Annotated in this window: 20 protein-coding genes; 12 read left to right on the top strand and 8 right to left on the bottom strand. The window is 78.1% G+C overall.

Annotated features, from left to right (window positions below):
• Positions 1-52: 52 nt before the first annotated feature.
• Complete coding sequence (locus tag ACRYR7_RS06680) at positions 53-457, bottom strand: RidA family protein (protein WP_432571291.1); 405 nt, start codon at positions 455-457, stop codon at positions 53-55.
• Between the two features lie 108 nt (positions 458-565).
• Here ACRYR7_RS06680 and ACRYR7_RS06675 point away from each other — a divergent pair, with 108 nt between their 5' ends.
• The 4 genes from ACRYR7_RS06675 (at position 566) to ACRYR7_RS06660 (ending at position 6,002) form a co-directional block, all read left to right on the top strand.
• Positions 566-1,873 (top strand): alanine racemase, encoded by a 1,308-nt coding sequence (locus tag ACRYR7_RS06675; RefSeq protein WP_432571290.1) that lies wholly within the window; start codon positions 566-568, stop codon positions 1,871-1,873.
• A gap of 13 nt (positions 1,874-1,886) precedes the next feature.
• Positions 1,887-3,518 carry an N-acyl-D-amino-acid deacylase family protein gene (locus ACRYR7_RS06670; RefSeq protein WP_432571289.1) on the top strand — a complete coding sequence of 544 codons (1,632 nt, stop codon included), beginning with the start codon at positions 1,887-1,889 and terminating at the stop codon, positions 3,516-3,518.
• A gap of 155 nt (positions 3,519-3,673) precedes the next feature.
• Positions 3,674-5,008, top strand: a complete 1,335-nt coding sequence (locus ACRYR7_RS06665; protein ID WP_432571288.1) for a sensor domain-containing phosphodiesterase — start codon at positions 3,674-3,676, stop codon at positions 5,006-5,008.
• A gap of 10 nt (positions 5,009-5,018) precedes the next feature.
• The gene (locus ACRYR7_RS06660) at positions 5,019-6,002 is read left to right on the top strand and encodes an epimerase (RefSeq protein ID WP_432571287.1); all 984 of its coding nucleotides are present in this window, start codon (positions 5,019-5,021) and stop codon (positions 6,000-6,002) included.
• A 44-nt stretch (positions 6,003-6,046) separates the two neighbouring features.
• On the opposite strand, the gene ACRYR7_RS06655 is transcribed toward ACRYR7_RS06660, so the two are convergent.
• Positions 6,047-6,622, bottom strand: coding sequence for a GNAT family N-acetyltransferase (locus ACRYR7_RS06655; RefSeq protein ID WP_432571286.1), 576 nt, complete (start codon positions 6,620-6,622; stop codon positions 6,047-6,049).
• A 110-nt stretch (positions 6,623-6,732) separates the two neighbouring features.
• Here ACRYR7_RS06655 and ACRYR7_RS06650 point away from each other — a divergent pair, with 110 nt between their 5' ends.
• The 3 genes from ACRYR7_RS06650 (at position 6,733) to ACRYR7_RS06640 (ending at position 8,277) form a co-directional block, all read left to right on the top strand.
• Positions 6,733-7,167, top strand: coding sequence for a VOC family protein (locus ACRYR7_RS06650; RefSeq protein WP_432571285.1), 435 nt, complete (start codon positions 6,733-6,735; stop codon positions 7,165-7,167).
• A gap of 173 nt (positions 7,168-7,340) precedes the next feature.
• Complete coding sequence (locus tag ACRYR7_RS06645; protein WP_432571284.1) at positions 7,341-7,904, top strand: dihydrofolate reductase family protein; 564 nt, start codon at positions 7,341-7,343, stop codon at positions 7,902-7,904.
• 37 nt (positions 7,905-7,941) lie between these two features.
• Positions 7,942-8,277, top strand: coding sequence for a hypothetical protein (locus ACRYR7_RS06640; RefSeq protein ID WP_432571283.1), 336 nt, complete (start codon positions 7,942-7,944; stop codon positions 8,275-8,277).
• Positions 8,278-8,295: 18 nt separating this feature from the next.
• On the opposite strand, the gene ACRYR7_RS06635 is transcribed toward ACRYR7_RS06640, so the two are convergent.
• Positions 8,296-8,511 carry a hypothetical protein gene (locus ACRYR7_RS06635; protein WP_432571282.1) on the bottom strand — a complete coding sequence of 72 codons (216 nt, stop codon included), beginning with the start codon at positions 8,509-8,511 and terminating at the stop codon, positions 8,296-8,298.
• 238 nt (positions 8,512-8,749) lie between these two features.
• Here ACRYR7_RS06635 and ACRYR7_RS06630 point away from each other — a divergent pair, with 238 nt between their 5' ends.
• Together ACRYR7_RS06630 and ACRYR7_RS06625 are read left to right on the top strand one after the other, a co-directional pair.
• Complete coding sequence (locus ACRYR7_RS06630) at positions 8,750-9,007, top strand: hypothetical protein (RefSeq protein WP_432571281.1); 258 nt, start codon at positions 8,750-8,752, stop codon at positions 9,005-9,007.
• A gap of 41 nt (positions 9,008-9,048) precedes the next feature.
• The gene (locus ACRYR7_RS06625; protein WP_432571280.1) at positions 9,049-9,783 is read left to right on the top strand and encodes a hypothetical protein; all 735 of its coding nucleotides are present in this window, start codon (positions 9,049-9,051) and stop codon (positions 9,781-9,783) included.
• Here the strand turns inward: ACRYR7_RS06625 and ACRYR7_RS06620 are convergent.
• Positions 9,773-10,180 carry an NUDIX domain-containing protein gene (locus ACRYR7_RS06620; RefSeq protein ID WP_432571279.1) on the bottom strand — a complete coding sequence of 136 codons (408 nt, stop codon included), beginning with the start codon at positions 10,178-10,180 and terminating at the stop codon, positions 9,773-9,775. The two genes, ACRYR7_RS06625 and ACRYR7_RS06620, sit on opposite strands and share 11 nt — an antisense overlap.
• Positions 10,181-10,219: 39 nt before the next feature.
• Between ACRYR7_RS06620 and ACRYR7_RS06615 the strand changes: the two genes are divergently transcribed.
• Complete coding sequence (locus ACRYR7_RS06615) at positions 10,220-10,417, top strand: hypothetical protein (protein ID WP_432571278.1); 198 nt, start codon at positions 10,220-10,222, stop codon at positions 10,415-10,417.
• A gap of 106 nt (positions 10,418-10,523) precedes the next feature.
• Here the strand turns inward: ACRYR7_RS06615 and ACRYR7_RS06610 are convergent, their stop codons facing one another.
• From ACRYR7_RS06610 to ACRYR7_RS06600, 3 genes are all read right to left on the bottom strand, one after another.
• On the bottom strand, positions 10,524-11,015 hold the full coding sequence (locus ACRYR7_RS06610; RefSeq protein ID WP_432571277.1) for a hypothetical protein: 492 nt from the start codon (positions 11,013-11,015) through the stop codon (positions 10,524-10,526).
• 91 nt (positions 11,016-11,106) lie between these two features.
• Positions 11,107-12,426: a carboxylesterase family protein gene (locus tag ACRYR7_RS06605; protein ID WP_432571276.1), complete on the bottom strand. Its 1,320-nt coding sequence runs from the start codon at positions 12,424-12,426 to the stop codon at positions 11,107-11,109.
• A gap of 49 nt (positions 12,427-12,475) precedes the next feature.
• Positions 12,476-13,732 (bottom strand): MFS transporter, encoded by a 1,257-nt coding sequence (locus ACRYR7_RS06600; protein WP_432571275.1) that lies wholly within the window; start codon positions 13,730-13,732, stop codon positions 12,476-12,478.
• Positions 13,733-13,791: 59 nt separating this feature from the next.
• Here ACRYR7_RS06600 and ACRYR7_RS06595 point away from each other — a divergent pair, with 59 nt between their 5' ends.
• Complete coding sequence (locus ACRYR7_RS06595; RefSeq protein WP_432571274.1) at positions 13,792-14,454, top strand: MOSC domain-containing protein; 663 nt, start codon at positions 13,792-13,794, stop codon at positions 14,452-14,454.
• A gap of 21 nt (positions 14,455-14,475) precedes the next feature.
• Here the strand turns inward: ACRYR7_RS06595 and ACRYR7_RS06590 are convergent, their stop codons facing one another.
• A complete protein-coding gene (locus ACRYR7_RS06590; protein ID WP_432571273.1) occupies positions 14,476-14,838 on the bottom strand; it encodes a hypothetical protein in 363 nt (120 codons plus the stop codon).
• A gap of 182 nt (positions 14,839-15,020) precedes the next feature.
• On the opposite strand from ACRYR7_RS06590, the gene ACRYR7_RS06585 reads away from it, so the two are divergent.
• On the top strand, positions 15,021-15,278 hold the full coding sequence (locus tag ACRYR7_RS06585; RefSeq protein ID WP_432571272.1) for a hypothetical protein: 258 nt from the start codon (positions 15,021-15,023) through the stop codon (positions 15,276-15,278).
• The last annotated feature ends 4 nt before the right edge of the window (positions 15,279-15,282 follow it).

Genomic DNA, 15,282 nt, shown 5'->3' with positions numbered 1-15,282 from the left:
GCCGCGCGCGGCGGCCCGGGGACCCGGCCGGTTCGGACGGCCCTGCGCCCGCTCAGTCCAGCACGGCCATCGCGTCGACCTCCACGAGCATCTCCTCGCGCGGCAGGCCGGTGAACACGGTGGTGCGCGCCGGCAGCACCCCGTCGGTGGTGCGGGCGGTGAGGAACTCCCCGTACGCCTCGTTCATCGCGGCGAAGTGCTCCCGGCCGGTCAGGTACACCCGCAGCACCACCACGTCGTCGAACGTGGCACCGCCGGCGCGCAGCACCGCCTCGACGTTGCGCAGCGTCCGCTCGGTCTGCGCGCGCACGTCCCCGGCGTGCACGTACTCGCCCGTGGCCGGGTCGACCGGGCCCTGCCCGGACACCTGCAGCACCGGGCCCTTGCGCACCCCCTGGGAGAACGTGTGCGCGGGGGCGGGGGCCTGGTCGGTGGTGACGGCGCTGCGGGTGCTCACGGGGGCCTCCTGGTGTCGGGTTCCGGTGCGGCGGCGCGGGTCCTCGACCCGGGCGCCCCGCGATGCTAGAACCGCGGGGACGAGACCTGCGGCGAGAGGCGGTTCCCGGTGACCCACGACGCCGGGCTGGTGGGGCCGCTGGGCCCGCGGCACAAGGCGGTCCCCGCGGGTGCGCGCGGGCTCACCGGCGCGGAGCTGGTCGCGCGCCGGCCCGGGCTGGCCGAGCTGCCCACGCCCCTGGTGACGCTGGACGCCGGTGCGCTGGAGCACAACGTCGCCACGATGGCGGCGTGGACGCGCGCGGCGGGGGTGGACCTGGCCCCGCACGGCAAGACCACGATGGCGCCCTCCATCTGGCGCCGGCAGCTCGACGCGGGCGCGTGCGGGCTCACCGTCGCCACGCCGTGGCAGCTGACCGTCGCCCTGGACGCGGGCGTGCCGTGGGTGCTGGCCGCCTACCCGGTGCTGGACCCCGGCGTGCTGGCCCTGCTGGCCCGCCCCCGCGCGGCCCGGGTCCTGGTGTGGGCCGACGGCCCCGACGTGGTGCGGCTGACCTCCGAGGGGCTGCGCGCCGCCGGGGAACCCGCGCAGCCCCTCGACGTCCTCGTGGAGCTCGGCGCCCCCGGCGGGCGCACCGGCGCCCGCTCCCTCGACGCCGCGCTGGAGGTGGCGCGCGCCGTGGCCGCCGCCCCGGGCCTGCGCCTGGCCGGCGTCGCCGGCTACGAGGGCGCCCTGGCCCACGACGCCTCCGCGCGGAGCCTGGCGCGGGTGCGCGCCTGGCTGGAGGACCTGCGGGCCCTGCACGAGCGGCTGGTCGCCGACGGCCTGCACGGCGAGGTGCCCGCCGGTCCCGGCGGCGGCCTCGTCGTCAGCGCCGGCGGCAGCGCCTACTTCGACCTGGTCGCCGAGGTCCTCGCGCCGCTGCACGACCCGGCGGGCGAGCGCGGCGCGCCGGTGCGGGTGGTGGTGCGCGCCGGCGCCTACGTCGCCCACGACGACGGCTTCTACCGCGGCATCACCCCGCTGTCGCGCACCGGCGGCGGGGAGGGTTTCCGCTCCGCGCTGCACGGCTGGGCGCGGGTGGTCTCGCGCCCGGAGCCGGGCCTGGCGCTGGCCGACGCCGGCAAGCGCGACCTGCCCTTCGACGAGGGCCTGCCGGAGGTGCAGGCCGTGCGCCGCGGCGGTTCCGGCGCCACCGAACCCCTTGCCGGGGCGAGCGTGAGCGCCTTGAACGACCAGCACGCGTTCGTGCGCCTGACGGGGGAGGCGGAGTCGCTGCGGGTGGGCGACGTGCTGCGCCTGGGGCTGTCCCACCCGTGCACCGCGTTCGACAAGTGGCAGCTGCTGCCGGTGCTCGACGACGCCTCCGCCCCGCAGCCGGTGCTGGTGGACCTCGTGCGCACGGTGTTCGGCTGAGGGGGCGGCAGCGGTGGCGGGACCCCCCGGCGACCTGGTGGTGCGCGGCGCGCTGCTCGTCGACGGCACCGGCGCCCCTGCCCGCCGCGGCGACGCGCTCGTCGTCGACGGGCGCCTCGCGCAGCTCGGCGAGGTCGGCACCACCGCCGGCGCGCGCGTCCTGGACGCCGCCGGCCTGGTCCTGGCGCCGGGTTTCATCGACATGCACTCCCACTCCGACCTGGCCGTCCTCACCGACCCCGAGCACCTGGCCAAGACCGCGCAGGGCGTGACCACCGAGGTCGTCGGGCAGGACGGGCTGAGCTACGCGCCCGTCGACGACGCCGTCCTGGACGTGCTGCGCGAGCAGCTCGCCGGGTGGAACGGCGTCCCGCAGGACCTGGACTGGGACTGGCGCGGGGTGGGGGAGTACCTCGACCGCGTCGACGCCGGCGCCGCCGTCAACGTGTGCCACCTCGTGCCGCAGGGCACCGTGCGGATGCTGGCCGTCGGCACCGGCGACCGGCCCGCCACCGCCGCGGAGCTGGACCGGATGCGCGAGCTGGTGGCCACCGCGCTGCGCGAGGGGTCGGTGGGCGTCTCCAGCGGGCTGACGTACAGCCCCGGCATGTACGCGGGCACCGACGAGCTGGTCGCGCTGTGCGCGGTGGCCGCGCAGCTGGGGGGCTTCTGGGCCCCGCACACCCGCTCCTACGGGCGCGGCGCGCTGGAGGCGTACGCGGAGGCGGTGCAGGTGGCGCGCCGCTCCGGGGCCGCGCTGCACCTGACGCACGCGACGATGAACTTCGGCGTCAACGCCGGCCGGGCCGGGGAGCTGCTCGCCCTCGTCGACGACGCCCTCGCCGCCGGCGTGGACGTCACCCTGGACAGCTACCCGTACCTGCCGGGCTCGACGACGCTGGCCGCGGTGCTGCCCGGCTGGTCCACCGCGGGCGGGCCGGGCGCCACGCTGCGCCGGCTGCGCGACCCGGGGGCGCTGCGGCGCATCCGCGCCGACCTGGAGGTCACCGGTTCCGACGGCTGCCACGGCGTGGTCGTGGAGTGGGACACCCTGCAGGTCTCCGGGGTGCGCGAGGCGGCGCTGTCCGGCGCGGTGGGCGCGAGCGTGGCGGAGCTGGCGCGGCGCTCGGGGCGCGCGCCGTTCGAGGAGTTCACCGACCTGCTGCTGCGCGACCGGCTGGGCACCACCGTCCTGCAGCACGTCGGCCACGAGCGCAACGTGCGCGAGATCATGGCCCACCCCCGGCACACCGTCGGCAGCGACGGGCTGCTGGTGGGCGAGCGCCCGCACCCGCGCGCCTGGGGGACTTTCCCGCGCTACCTGGGGCACTACGTGCGCGAGGAGGGCGTGCTGGGGCTGGAGGAGTGCGTGGCGCGGATGACCTCGCGGCCCGCGCGCCGGCTGGGGCTGGCCGACCGCGGCGTGCTGCGCCCCGGGGCCGTCGCCGACCTGGTGCTGTTCGACCCGGCCACCGTCGCCGCCGGCGCCACCTTCGAGGAGCCCCGGCGCACGCCGGTGGGGATCCCGCACGTCCTGGTCGCGGGCGTGCCCGTGATCGCCGACGGCCGGCGCACCCAGGCGCTGCCGGGCCGGGCGCTGCGCCGCGGCGCCGGGCCGGGCGGTTCCTGCGGCGCGCGCCCCTGACGGCGCGCCCGCGCGACCAGCGGTGTTTGCGCGAACACCCTCCGCGTCAGCGTGTCCCCCTTTAGGGTGACAAGAGCCGGTCGTCCCCCGGTGGGTCGACTCCCGGGGCGCGACCGGCGCGCACGTGCCGGTGGAGCAGGGGGGAGGTGGGAGGCGTGCCCGCAGCACCGCAGCACCCGCGGGAGGCCGAGCGGCTGGCGTCGCTGCGCAGCTACCAGGTGCTGGGCACCGGGGCCGACGCGGCGCTGGACGCGCTGAGCGCGGCGGCCGCCCGCGCGCTCGGCGCCCCCGCCGCCGTGGTCTCCCTGCTCGACGAGGACCGGCTGTGGCTGAAGTCCGCCCCCGGGCTGAGCGCCCTCGTCGGCTACGAGCACCACGAGGTCCCGCGCGAGCTGTCCTTCGCCGGCCACGTGCTCGGCGGGCACCCGCTGGTCGTGCCCGACGCCACCACCGACCCGCGCTTCGCCGACCTGCCCATGGTCACCGGGCCCGAGCACCTGCGCGCCTTCGCCGGCGCCCCGGTCACCGGCCGCGACGGGCTCGTGCTGGGCGTGCTGTGCGTGCTGGACCGCGTCCCGCGCGAGTTCGACGCGGGCGCCGTGCAGGTGCTCGCCGGCCTGGCCACCGCCGTCGCCGAGGTGCTCGAGCTGCGCCGCGCCGACGCCGCCGCCGGCCTGGACGCCCGCGACGTGCTCGCCGGCAGCCACCGGCTGCGCGCCGGCATCGACGCCGGGCAGATGGCGGTGCACTACCAGCCCGTGGTCGAGCTGACCACGGGCCGCTGGATCAGCGTGGAGGCGCTGGTGCGCTGGGAGCACCCCGAGCGCGGGCTGCTGCCCCCGGCGGCGTTCCTGCCGCTGGCCGAGGCCAGCGGCCTGGTCGTCCCGCTGGGCCGGCAGGTGCTGCGGACCGCGTGCACCCAGGTGGCCCGCTGGCGCCGCGAGGTCCCCGAGGCCGCCGACCTCTACCTGGCCGTGAACGTCTCCGGCCGCCAGCTCGACGAACCGGACGTGCACGAGGTCGTCGCGCAGGCCCTGGCCGAGTCCGGCCTGCCCGCGCAGGCGCTGATCCTGGAGCTGACCGAGACGTGCCTGCCCGGCGCGGGCGCGGAGGTGGACACCGCCCTGCAGCGCGTGCGCGACCTGGGCGTGCACCTGACCCTGGACGACTTCGGCGCCGGCTACGCCTCCTTCAGCCACCTGCAGCGCTTCCAGCCCGGCGCGGTGAAGGTCGACCGCTCCTTCGTGGCCGCCCTGGGCCGCTCCGAGCGCGACGACCTGCTGGCCGGGACGCTGATCGACCTGGGCCTGCGGCTGGGCTGCCACGTCGTCGCCGAGGGCGTCGAGCACCGCGAGCAGGTGGCCGCCCTGACCAGCAGGGGCGTGCGCCACGCCCAAGGGCACCTCTTCGGCGCCGCGCGCAGCGCCGCGGACCTGCGCCCCCTGCTGCACCGCGCCGCCGCCCGGCCCTCCTGCGGGCCCCGGGCCTAGGCTCGCCGGGGTGAGGGTCGTCGTCCCGGGCGGGACCGGTCAGGTCGGCGGGGTGCTGCGGCGCGCGCTGCGCGACCGCGGCGACGAGGTCACCGTGCTCAGCCGCCGGCCCGAGCGGCTGGAGGACGGCGTCCGCCACGTGCTCTGGGACGGGCGGACCCTCGGCCCCTGGGCCGCCGAGCTCGAGGGCGCCGACGCCGTCGTCAACCTCGCCGGCCGCACCGTCAGCTGCCGCTACACCGACGCGAACCTGCGCCAGATGATGGACTCCCGCGTCGACTCCACCCGCGCGGTGGGCCTGGCGATCGCCCGCGCCGCGCGCGCCGGGTGCGCACCGCGGGTCTGGCTGCAGATGAGCACCGCCACGATCTACGCCGACTCCCGCAGCCGGGGCGACGACCTGCCCCACGACGAGGTGGACGGCGTCCTCGGCGGCGAGGAACCCGACGTCCCGCTGTACTGGGAGTACAGCGTGCGCATCGCCCGGCGCTGGGAGCAGGCCCAGGCCGAGGCCGACACCCCCACCACGCGCCGCGTCGCGCTGCGCACGGCGATGGTGATGACGCCCGACCGCGGCGGCGTCTTCGACTACCTGTCGTGGATGGCCCGCCTGGGTCTCGGCGGGCCCGTGGCCGGCGGGCGGCAGTTCGTCTCCTGGGTCCACGGTGAGGACTTCGTGCGCGCCGTGGAGTTCCTCCTGGCGCGCGACGACCTCGACGGGCCGTTCATCGTCGCCGCACCGGGACCCGTGCCCCAGCGCGAGCTCATGCGCTCGCTGCGCGGCGCCTGGGGCCGCCGCCCCGGCCTGCCCGCCACCCGGTTCATGGCCGAGGTCGGCGCCCTGGCCCTGCGCACCGACACCGAGCTGCTGCTCAAGAGCCGCCGCGTGGTGCCCCGCCGCCTGCTGGAGGCGGGTTTCACCTTCGCCCACCCCGCCTGGGACGCGGCGGCGGTGGACCTGGTCGGGCAGGCGCGCGCGCTGCGGCGCCGGTGACCGCCGCGGTGGAAACCCCTCACCGCTGGACGGGGCGCGAGCGGTCAGTCGTGCGCCCGCCCCTCCCGCACCGGCACCGGGCGGCGCATCGCGACCCGCGGCCAGGCGTCCAGCCCCAGGTCGCGCTCGCGGCGCCGCACCGCGCGCAGCCCCGGGCCGAGCTCGGCCTCCGGGACCACCGCGAAACCGAGGCGGGCGTAGTACGGCGCGTTCCACGGCACCTCGGCGAACGTCGTCAGCGTCACCGCGGCGAAACCTCGCCCGGCGGCCCAGGCGGTCGCGGTCCCGATCAGCCGCCGGCCCAGCCCCCTGCGCGCCCACGCCGGGTGCACCGAGACCTGCTCGACGTGCGCGGCGCCGTCGACGACGTCGAGCAGGAGGTAGGCGACCGCGACGTCGGGGTCGACGTCGGGGTCGACGCCTGTGGCGACGCCGGCGGTGCCGTCGTCGGCGGTGGCCACCCACGCTCGCCCGTGGACCTGGTGGTCGCGCAGGTCCGCCGGCGCGGGCGGCTCGTCGTCGGCGACGGCGGCCATGCCGACGTCGCGGAACACCGCGCCCGCGGCCCGTTCGACCTCCCGCAACCGCCGCAGGTCGCGCAGCTCGGCTCGCCGGATCACACGGCACCGTCGCACACCGGGGCGGGCCCGCGCCTCCCCGTTCCCCGCCCGCGCCGACCGGGACGGGTCACCCGGTGCGTCCGGGCACCCCTGAGCCCTACCCTGCGCCGGTGACGACGGTGCGGCAGGTCCAGGTCACGTTCGACTGCGCCGACCCGCGGCGCCTGGCCGGCTTCTGGTGCCAGGTGCTGGGGTACGTCCTGCCGCCACCGCCCGAGGGTTTCGCCACGTGGGAGGACTTCGAGCGGACCCTGCCGCCGCAGCGGCGCGGGGCGGCGGCGGCGTGCGTCGACCCCACCGGGGCGGGTCCGCGGTTGTTCTTCCAGCGCGTCCCCGAGGGGAAGGTCGTCAAGAACCGGCTGCACCTGGACGTGCGGGTCGGCACCGGCCTGGTCGGTGCCGAGCGCGTCGCCGCGCTCGAGGCCGAGTGCGCGCGACTGGTCGCCCTCGGCGCGGTGCGGGTCCGGTTGCTGCCCGCCGACGGGTGGGACGAGTCCTGCCTGGTCGTGCAGGACGTCGAGGGCAACGAGTTCTGCCTCGACTGACCTCCCGGGCGCGACGGCCGGTCCCGACGGCCGGTCCCCGGCCGGCGAGGCCCGGAGACGCCCGGGAGCGCTGCGCGGCGCGGACCGGTGAGTCGCGCCGGCCCACCCGGTCCCCACCCCCGGGGCTCACCGGGAGCTCGGGCGAGGGTTCGCAGGACCGCTGAGGAGGGCACGTGCGCAAGGTCGTCGTCTACCACCTGCTTTCGCTGGACGGGGTGTCCGAGGAGCCCGGCGACTGGATGTCCGACACCGGTCGGGAGGTCTTCGACGACCTCGCCGCGGTGATCGCCACCCAGGACACCGTCCTGCTCGGCCGGGGCACCTACGAGTACTGGTCCGGGTACTGGCTCACCTCGACCGTGCAGCCGTTCGCGGACTTCATCAACGGCACGCCCAAGCACGTCTTCGCCTCCACCCGCCCCTCCCGGCACTGGCACGGCTCGACCTTCGTGACCGCACCCGCCGCCGAGCACGTGGCCCGCCTCAAGGAGGGTCGGGGCGGAGACATCGGCGTCCACGGCAGCACCACGCTGGCGCGCTCGCTCCTCCAGGCGCGGCTGGTCGACGAGCTGCGACTGGTCGTCGCCGCCTCCCTGGCGCGCTCCGGCCGCACGCTCTTCGACGCGGCCGGCGGCGACGCGACCGGCGGTGGCACCGCCACCCCGGTCCACGGCCTGCGGCTGGTCCAGGCCCGCTCCACCCCGGCGGGCTCGCTGCTGCTGCACTACGCCTGCTGAGGGCGGGACGAGCCCCGTGTCGGTCCCCCGTGCCACCGTGGACCACGTGACCCGGCTCGTCGTGGAGATCCACGTCCCCCTCACCCCCGCCACCGCCGCGGCGAACGGCGACTACCAGTACCCCTGGATCGACGAGGTCGAGGACCACCTGGCCGCGCTGGAGGAGGCGGGCGAGCTGGAGGTGCTCGACGACGGGGAGGAGGTCGGCGACGAGTACGTCTTCTTCGTCACCGGCCGCCCCGAGCAGCAGCTGCTGCGGGGCGCCTCGCGCGTCGCCGCCCGCGACGGGGTGCCCGCCGGGGCCTACGCCGTCGTCAGCACCGACGACAGCGGGGAGGTCGGGGCCGGTCGTCGCGTCGACCTGCCCGTCTGACGCCCGCGGAGCGGGGCCCTACTCGGCCTCCTCCTCGCGGGAGCGCCTGACGTACCAGGCGGCCAGGAAGTACAGCGCCACCAGCGTGAAGGTGATCTTCAGGAGCCACGTGAAGGCGCTGCCGTCGCCGTGCCCCACGGTCCAGGCCAGCGCGGCCGCGACCGCGTAGAGGATGCCGCTCCGCTTGGACTGCTCCAGCGTCTTCGTCGCTCGCCACCAGGGCTGTCGTGCCACGCTGGACAGTGTGACGGGCGCGCGGGGGTGGGCCCGGTGCCCGCCCGCCGTCCGGGCGAGCCCCGCCCCGGGGACGTGACGCACGCGACACGCCCGCGCGGGTCGCGGGAGCCCCCGCCCGGTGTTGAACGGAGTGCGAGGCGGTCCGGGCCCGACGGCACGGCCCGGCGACCGGCTCCCGCGCCCGCCGCGGGGAGCGCGCCTCGCGACCCCGACGGGCACGACGAGCGAGGCACGCATGGCCACCCCCTCCACCGACCAGCTGTGGGACCGCGTCGAGCGCTGGCGCGGGCACCCGCGCACCGCCCTCGACCTGCCCGACCTGCACCGGCTCACCCGCGAGGACCTGGACGACGACGCCTTCCGCGCGGCCGCGGTCGTCGCGATGGCCGGGCTCGGCGCGGACCGGCTCACCGCGCTGCTGGACCTGCGCGACGCCCTGGCCTCCGGAGAGGCCGACGAGTGGGCCGGCGCCTGGGCGCACGAGGTGGGCTGAGGCCGCTGCGGGCGGGCGCGCGCGGCGCTAGCGTCGTGCGGGTGCTGGACGCGCCCCCCGCCCCCCTGGCGCCGGCGCGCGCACCGTGGCGCGGCTGGGCCGGGGTGCGCGCCGCGCTGCTGGTCCTCTCGCTCGTGGTGCTCCTGGCCGCGCTGGTGGGCGGCGAGCGCGCCGCGGGCGTGCAGGAGCTGCGGGACGCCGCGCAGGCCGGCCGCCTGTCGAGCGTGCGGGTGAGCGGCGACCTGCCGGCGGGGGTCACCGGCGAGGTCGTCCAGCAGGTGCGCTGGCGCGACGGCTGGCGGCTGCACCTGACCGAGGTCCGCCTCGTCAGCCCGGGATCGCCCACCGGCACGGCCCCCGGCTCGACGGGCGGCGGGGCGGCGCTGCCGGTGACGACCCGCGACCTCGGGCAGGCCGTGCGCGCCTGGCAGCCCGGGGTGCCCGTGCAGCGCGTGGAGCGCACCGGCGGCCAGCTGTCCGCCGACGTGCTGGGCACCACCGTGCACGGCTGGGTCGTGGTGCTGCTGCTGGTGCAGGTGCTGGGCACGCTCGCGGTCCTGGTCGGCGCCCCCCAGCCGTGGTGGGCCACGCGCTGGGCGTGGTTCTGGCTGCTCTCCCTGCCCCTGGGTCCCGCGGCGTTCCTGCTGCTGTCCGGCCCCCTGCCCGGGCGCCCGCAGCACGCGCCCGGCTCCCGGCGCCTGCGCGGCGGGTGGGCCTTCGTCATCGCGGCGCTGCTCGCGCGCTCGACGCCGCTCAGCGGCGTCGTCACCCCCTGAGCAGCGCGCGCAGCAGCTCGCGCTGCTCGTCGTGGGCGAGGGGGAGGGCGTCCAGCTCGCGCGCGCCGAGCCAGGCGAGGGCCTCGTGCTCGTCAGGGCGCAGGTTCACCGGCGTGCCCCGCCAGCGCCGCACCCGCCAGGTGCTCAGGGAGAGCCCCTCGCCGGGCCGGTCGGCGGGCACGTGCAGGCGCGCCAGCGGCTGCACCGCGCGGGCGCTGACGGCGATGCCGAGCTCCTCGCGCAGCTCCCGGCGCAGGGCCCGCACCTCCGGCTCGCCGTCCTCCACGTGCCCGCCCGGCAGGGCCCAGCGCCCCGGGTGGGCGCTGCGGGTGCGGGCGCGCCGCGTGAGCAGGACGCGGCCGGCGCTGACGAGGGCCGCGGTGACGACGTGGTGCACCGGCGCAGTCCAGCACGGCGGCGTGCGTAGGCTCGAACCGTGAAGGCGTCGTCGCTGTTCATCATCAGCCTGATCGGGACGTCCGTGTCGGGTGCCGTGCTGGTGCTGCTCGTCCCCTCCTCGTTCCTGGCCGGTGGGCAGGGCGGCCAGTGGCCCTTGGGGGTGTGCGCGGGCCTGACCCTGGCCTTCGCCGCGGGGGCGCGGCGCTGGCGCCCACCGGCGTCCCACGACGGCTGAGGGGCGTCAGCGCGCGACCGTGCAACGGGCAGAGCCTCCCGCCCGGCGTGCTCGGCGGCGCGCACGAGCTCGTCCAGCTCGTCGCGGCCCGGGGTCCGCGCGCTGCTCACAGCAGCGGCAGCACCCGCTCGTGCAGGTCGCCGAGGTCGCCCAGCTCCAGGACGGTGCGCGACTCCGGCAGGCCCGCCCGGGGCCAGGCGACGCCGATGCCCAGCCGCCCGTCGCGGGGCAGCCGGTCGATCCAGTAGCGCGCCTGCATCTCGAAGTCGTCGTCGCCGCCGGAGCTGGGGCCCCCGGAGGAGTCGGCGAACCCGGCCAGGCCGTCGACCTCGACGTGCACCTGCGGCAGCGACCAGGACACCGCGCCGCCGCCGTCCGGGCCGGGCTCGCGCAGGTGCCCGAAGGTCTGCCGGCAGGCGGCCTCGGCCTGCACGCCGCGGGCGCGCAGCACGAACGGCAGCAGCAGCCCGCCGGTGTGGGCGAACACGCAGCGCAGGCCGGCCACGATGCCGGTGGCGCGGGCCAGGACGACGGGCCCGTGCACGACGGCGCCCAGCTCGTCCGGGGGCGCGGCCGGCGGCCAGCGGTGCGGCGTCACGCACCGAGCATGGGGCTGCGGGGCCCGGCGCCACAACGCCCCCGGGCGACCTCGGCAGCACCTCCCCGCGGTGCGGTGCGGTGCGGTGCGGTCAGCGGGTGCGCAGCCGCAGCACCGAGGGGTCCCGCGTCGGGCCGGGGTCCCCGGTGCGCGCGAAGCGCGCCCACGCCGCCCGCACCACCAGCCCGGCCCGGTGCACCTCCTCGGCGTCCGCGTCGCCCAGGACGAGCGCACCGCGCCAGGCGTCGGGGTCCTCGAACAGCAGCGGCAGCTCCACGGTGTGCGTGGCGCCCAGGCGGCTGCCGCGCGGGCGCCAGGGCACGCGGTACTCGGTGGCGGTGCCGCCCGCGGCGGCCAGCAGGCGGGCCAGCTGCCGGCTCGGGCGCGCGAACACCGCCTCCGTCGTGGCGGCGACGCCGGCCCGGCGCAGCACCGGGCCCACGAGCGGGGCGCCCAGCACCGGCACGCCGTCGGCGAAGAAGCTCGTCTCCTGCGCGGTGGTGCCGACCAGGACGTCCACGTGCGGGGCGGCCTCGCGCCAGCGCTGCTCGACCTCGGCCTCCGCGGGCAGCGGCGCGTGCCCGTACTGGGTGCCGAACGGCATCGCGCCGCGCAGCCCGAAGCGCCCCGCGGCGGCCTCGGCGGCGCGCTGGGCGGCCAGGACCCGTTCCAGCGGCGCGTCCTCGTCGAGGTCGCCGACGGCCAGGTCCATCGCCGCCTTGAGCCGCTCGCGCCGGCGGCGCACGCCCAGCGGGGCGCTCTGCACCACGGCCCGGCGGAACAGCCCGCGCGCGCCGTCGGCGGCCAGCAGGTGGGCGACGGCGTCGCCGCCGGCGGACTCGCCGAACACCGTCACCGCCCCCGGGTCGCCGCCGAACGCGGCGACGTTCTCCCGCACCCACCGCAGCGCCGCGAGCTGGTCCAGCAGGCCGAGGTTGGCGTGCCGGCGCCCGTCGGCGGAGGCGAGGTAGCCGAGCACGCCCAGGCGGTAGGTGACGTTGACGACGACGACGCGGTGCTCGGCGACCAGCAGGGCGGGGTCGTACACCGGCAGGTCGCCGCCGCCGGTGACGTAGGAACCGCCGTGCACCCACACCATCACCGGCAGCCGGTCCCCGGGGCCGGCGCCCTCGGGCACGGTGATCGCCAGGCGGTGGCACGCCTCGTCGAACTCCACGCCCGCGTAGGCGTCGCCCAGCTTGGCCTCGGCCGGGTCCGGCAGCTGCGGGCACGCCACCGCCGGGCGCGGGTCCTGCACGGCCCCGTCGGCCGCGGTCAGCGGCACCGGGGGCCGGAACCGCTGCGCGCGCGCGTAGAGCACGCCGCGCACGCGCACGACCCTGCCGTCGCCGGTGCCGGTGAACGTGCCGGCACCGGTGGTGAAGCTGCGCTGCGAGACCTCGGTCGCCACGGTCAGCAGCGTGGCAGGCGCCGCGCCCGGCGCGCGCGCCGGGGGACCCTCAGCCCGCGGGTGCCGCCGGCTGCGGACCCGGTCCCTCGTCGGCGTGGGCGACGTGCCGCAGCTGCCCCCACACCAGCACCAGGAACACCGCCGAGCCGGCGAAGGCGAACCAGAACGGCGCGGTGACGCCGAGGTCGCGGGCGAGCAGACCGCCCGCGCCGGAGCCGATGACGAGGCCGCCGAAGGTGCCGACGGCGTTGACCGAACCCACCCGGCCCTGCAGCTCGGCGGGCACGGCGCGCTGGCGCACGGTGATCGAGGTGGTGCCCCAGACGAAGGCGTGCACGCCGAAGACGAGGAACACCGGCAGCGCCACCCACGGGGAGGTGGTCAGGGCCAGCGCGGCGTGGGTGAGGGTCTCCACGACCAGGCCGGCGCGCATGAGGTTCCCCAGGCTGACCCGCCGGGTGATCGCCCCGTAGGCCAGGGTGCCGACCAGGCCGCCGACGGCGCCGACGGTCGTCACCAGGCCGTAGCCGACCTCGCCCAGCCGCAGGCGCTCGGTGGCGTACAGCACGAGCACCGACCAGGCGGCGCCGAAGGTGGTGTTGAAGACGAAGACGGTGAGCACCAGCGTGCGCACCGCGGCGTGGTGCGCCGTCCAGCGCAGCCCCTCGGCCACGTCGTGCCGCACCCGCGAGCGGGGGCGCCCGCCCCGGCGCGGCGGCAGCACCAGCCGGCTGACGAGCACCGCGGCCAGCGCCATCAGCGCCGCCTGCGCGGCGAAGGGCAGGAACGCGCCCGCGGTGAACAGCGCCGCGCCCAGGGGCGGGCCGGCGAGCTGGTTGACGGTGATGAAACCCGTCTGCAGCCGCACGTTGCCGGCCGCCAGGTCCTCGCGGGCCACGAGCAGCGGCAGCAGGGTGCTGGAGGTGTTGTCCGCGAACACCTCCGCGGTGGCGACGAGGAACAGCGCCACCAGCACCACCGCGACCGGGGCGCGGCCGGTGGCGATCGCCACCACCAGCAGCGCGAGCACCAGCGCGCGCACCGCGTCCACCGCGACGACGATCCTGCGCCGGTCCAGGCGGTCGGAGAGCACCCCCGCCCACAGGCTGAACAGCAGCGGCGGCAGCCACTGCGCGGTGGCGGCCAGCGCCACGAGGAACGGGTCGTCGGTGGTGGAGGCCACCAGCAGCGGGCCGGCGGCCAGGGCGATGCCGTCGCCGAGGTTGCTGGCCCACCCCGAGGCCAGCAGCCAGCGGAAGCCCCGGCCCAGGCGCGCGGGGACCAGGGCTTCGACCAGGGAGGGCACCGGCTCACCCTCCCAGAAACCCGGTGACGCACCGCCAGGGGTTTCCGTACGGTCGCCGGGTGGGCACCACGGGCGGGCGGGTCGTGTCGGTGAACGTCGGGCGGGAACGCCCGGTCGCCGCCAAGGGCGGCACCAGCGGCATCGACAAGCGCCCGGTGGACGGGCCGGTGGCGGTGCGCGCGCCCGGCCCGAAGGGCGTCGGCGGCAGCGGCCTGGCCGGCGACCACGTCAGCGACACCGCGAACCACGGCGGGGACGACCAGGCCGTGTACGCCTATGCGCGCGAGGACCTCGACGCGTGGGCGGCGGAGCTGGGCCGCGAGCTGCGCTGCGGGGTGTTCGGGGAGAACCTCACCACCGCCGGCGTCGACGTCACCGGCGCGGTGATCGGGGAGACGTGGGAGGTGGGCACCGCGCTGCTGCAGGTGAGCTGCCCGCGCATCCCGTGCGTGACGTTCGCGGTGTGGCTGGGCGAGCGGCGCTGGCTGCCGCGGTTCACCGCCGCGCGGGTGCCGGGCGCGTACCTGCGGGTGCTGCGCGCGGGCGAGGTGCGCGCCGGGGACGCGGTGCGGGTCCTCGACGTGCCCGGGCACGGCGTGGACGTGGCCACGGCGTTCGCGGCCCTGACGACCAGCCCGGGGCTGCTGCCGCTGCTGCGCGCGGTGCCGCAGTTCCCCGCCGAGGACCGCCCGGCGCCGGCGCGCCGCCCCGGCGTGTCCTGACGCCCGCGGCCGGGGGAGGGCTCAGCGCCCGCTGCCGGGCACGTGCGACCAGGCGTGCACACCGCCGGGGCGCGCCTCCCAGCCCCAGGAGGAGGACAGCCCCGAGACCAGCGCCTCGGAGTGCTCGCTCAGGTGCAGCACCCGCGGGCCGCGCAGGTCGACGCCGACGAGCAGGCCGCCGTCGGCCTCGCCCACGCGCACGGCGGTGGGCACGGCACCGCCCTCGGTGCCCTCCAGCAGCTCCGCGGCCACGAGGGCGGCGTCGTCGCCGCGCTCGCCCAGCCCGCACCGCTCCGCCTCCAGCCGGACCAGGCGCCGCGCCGCGCGCAGCGCCCCCTCACCCAGCAGCCCGAGCTCGACACCGCTGCCCGACGCTCCGTCCACGACCGTCCTCCACCTCGTCGAGGACGCCGCGCCGTTGGACGGTCCCACGGGGGAAGTACCCCGGGCGAACGGTCCCCACACCTGCGGACCGCCGCGCGGGCCGGCGCGGCGGTCCGACGTGCGGGCCGCGCGCGCCCGGCGAAGGATGCCCGGGGAACGCACCACCCGAGGAGGCCGAGAGCATGACCAGCGCACCGCTGGAACCGCGCCCGCAGCAGAGCGCGCGGCCGGACGCGTCCGACGTGGCCGGCGACGCCGCCGCGAACGGCCCCGCGCAGACCACCGGCGAGCCGGGCACCGCGCAGACCCCGCCGGGCTACCCCGAGCCGGAGGAGGGCGACGCCGCCGAGGGCCCGCTCGCCGGGCGCGACCCCGCCCTGCTCGGCGACCTGGCCCACCCCGGCGCCCCCGAGCACCACGGCCCGCCCCGGCGGGGCTGAGGCC

Origin of the sequence: Kineococcus gurbantunggutensis, assembly GCF_050871925.1 — a bacterium.
GTDB lineage: Bacteria > Actinomycetota > Actinomycetes > Actinomycetales > Kineococcaceae > Kineococcus.
This window is presented reverse-complemented; position numbering and strand designations above follow the sequence as displayed.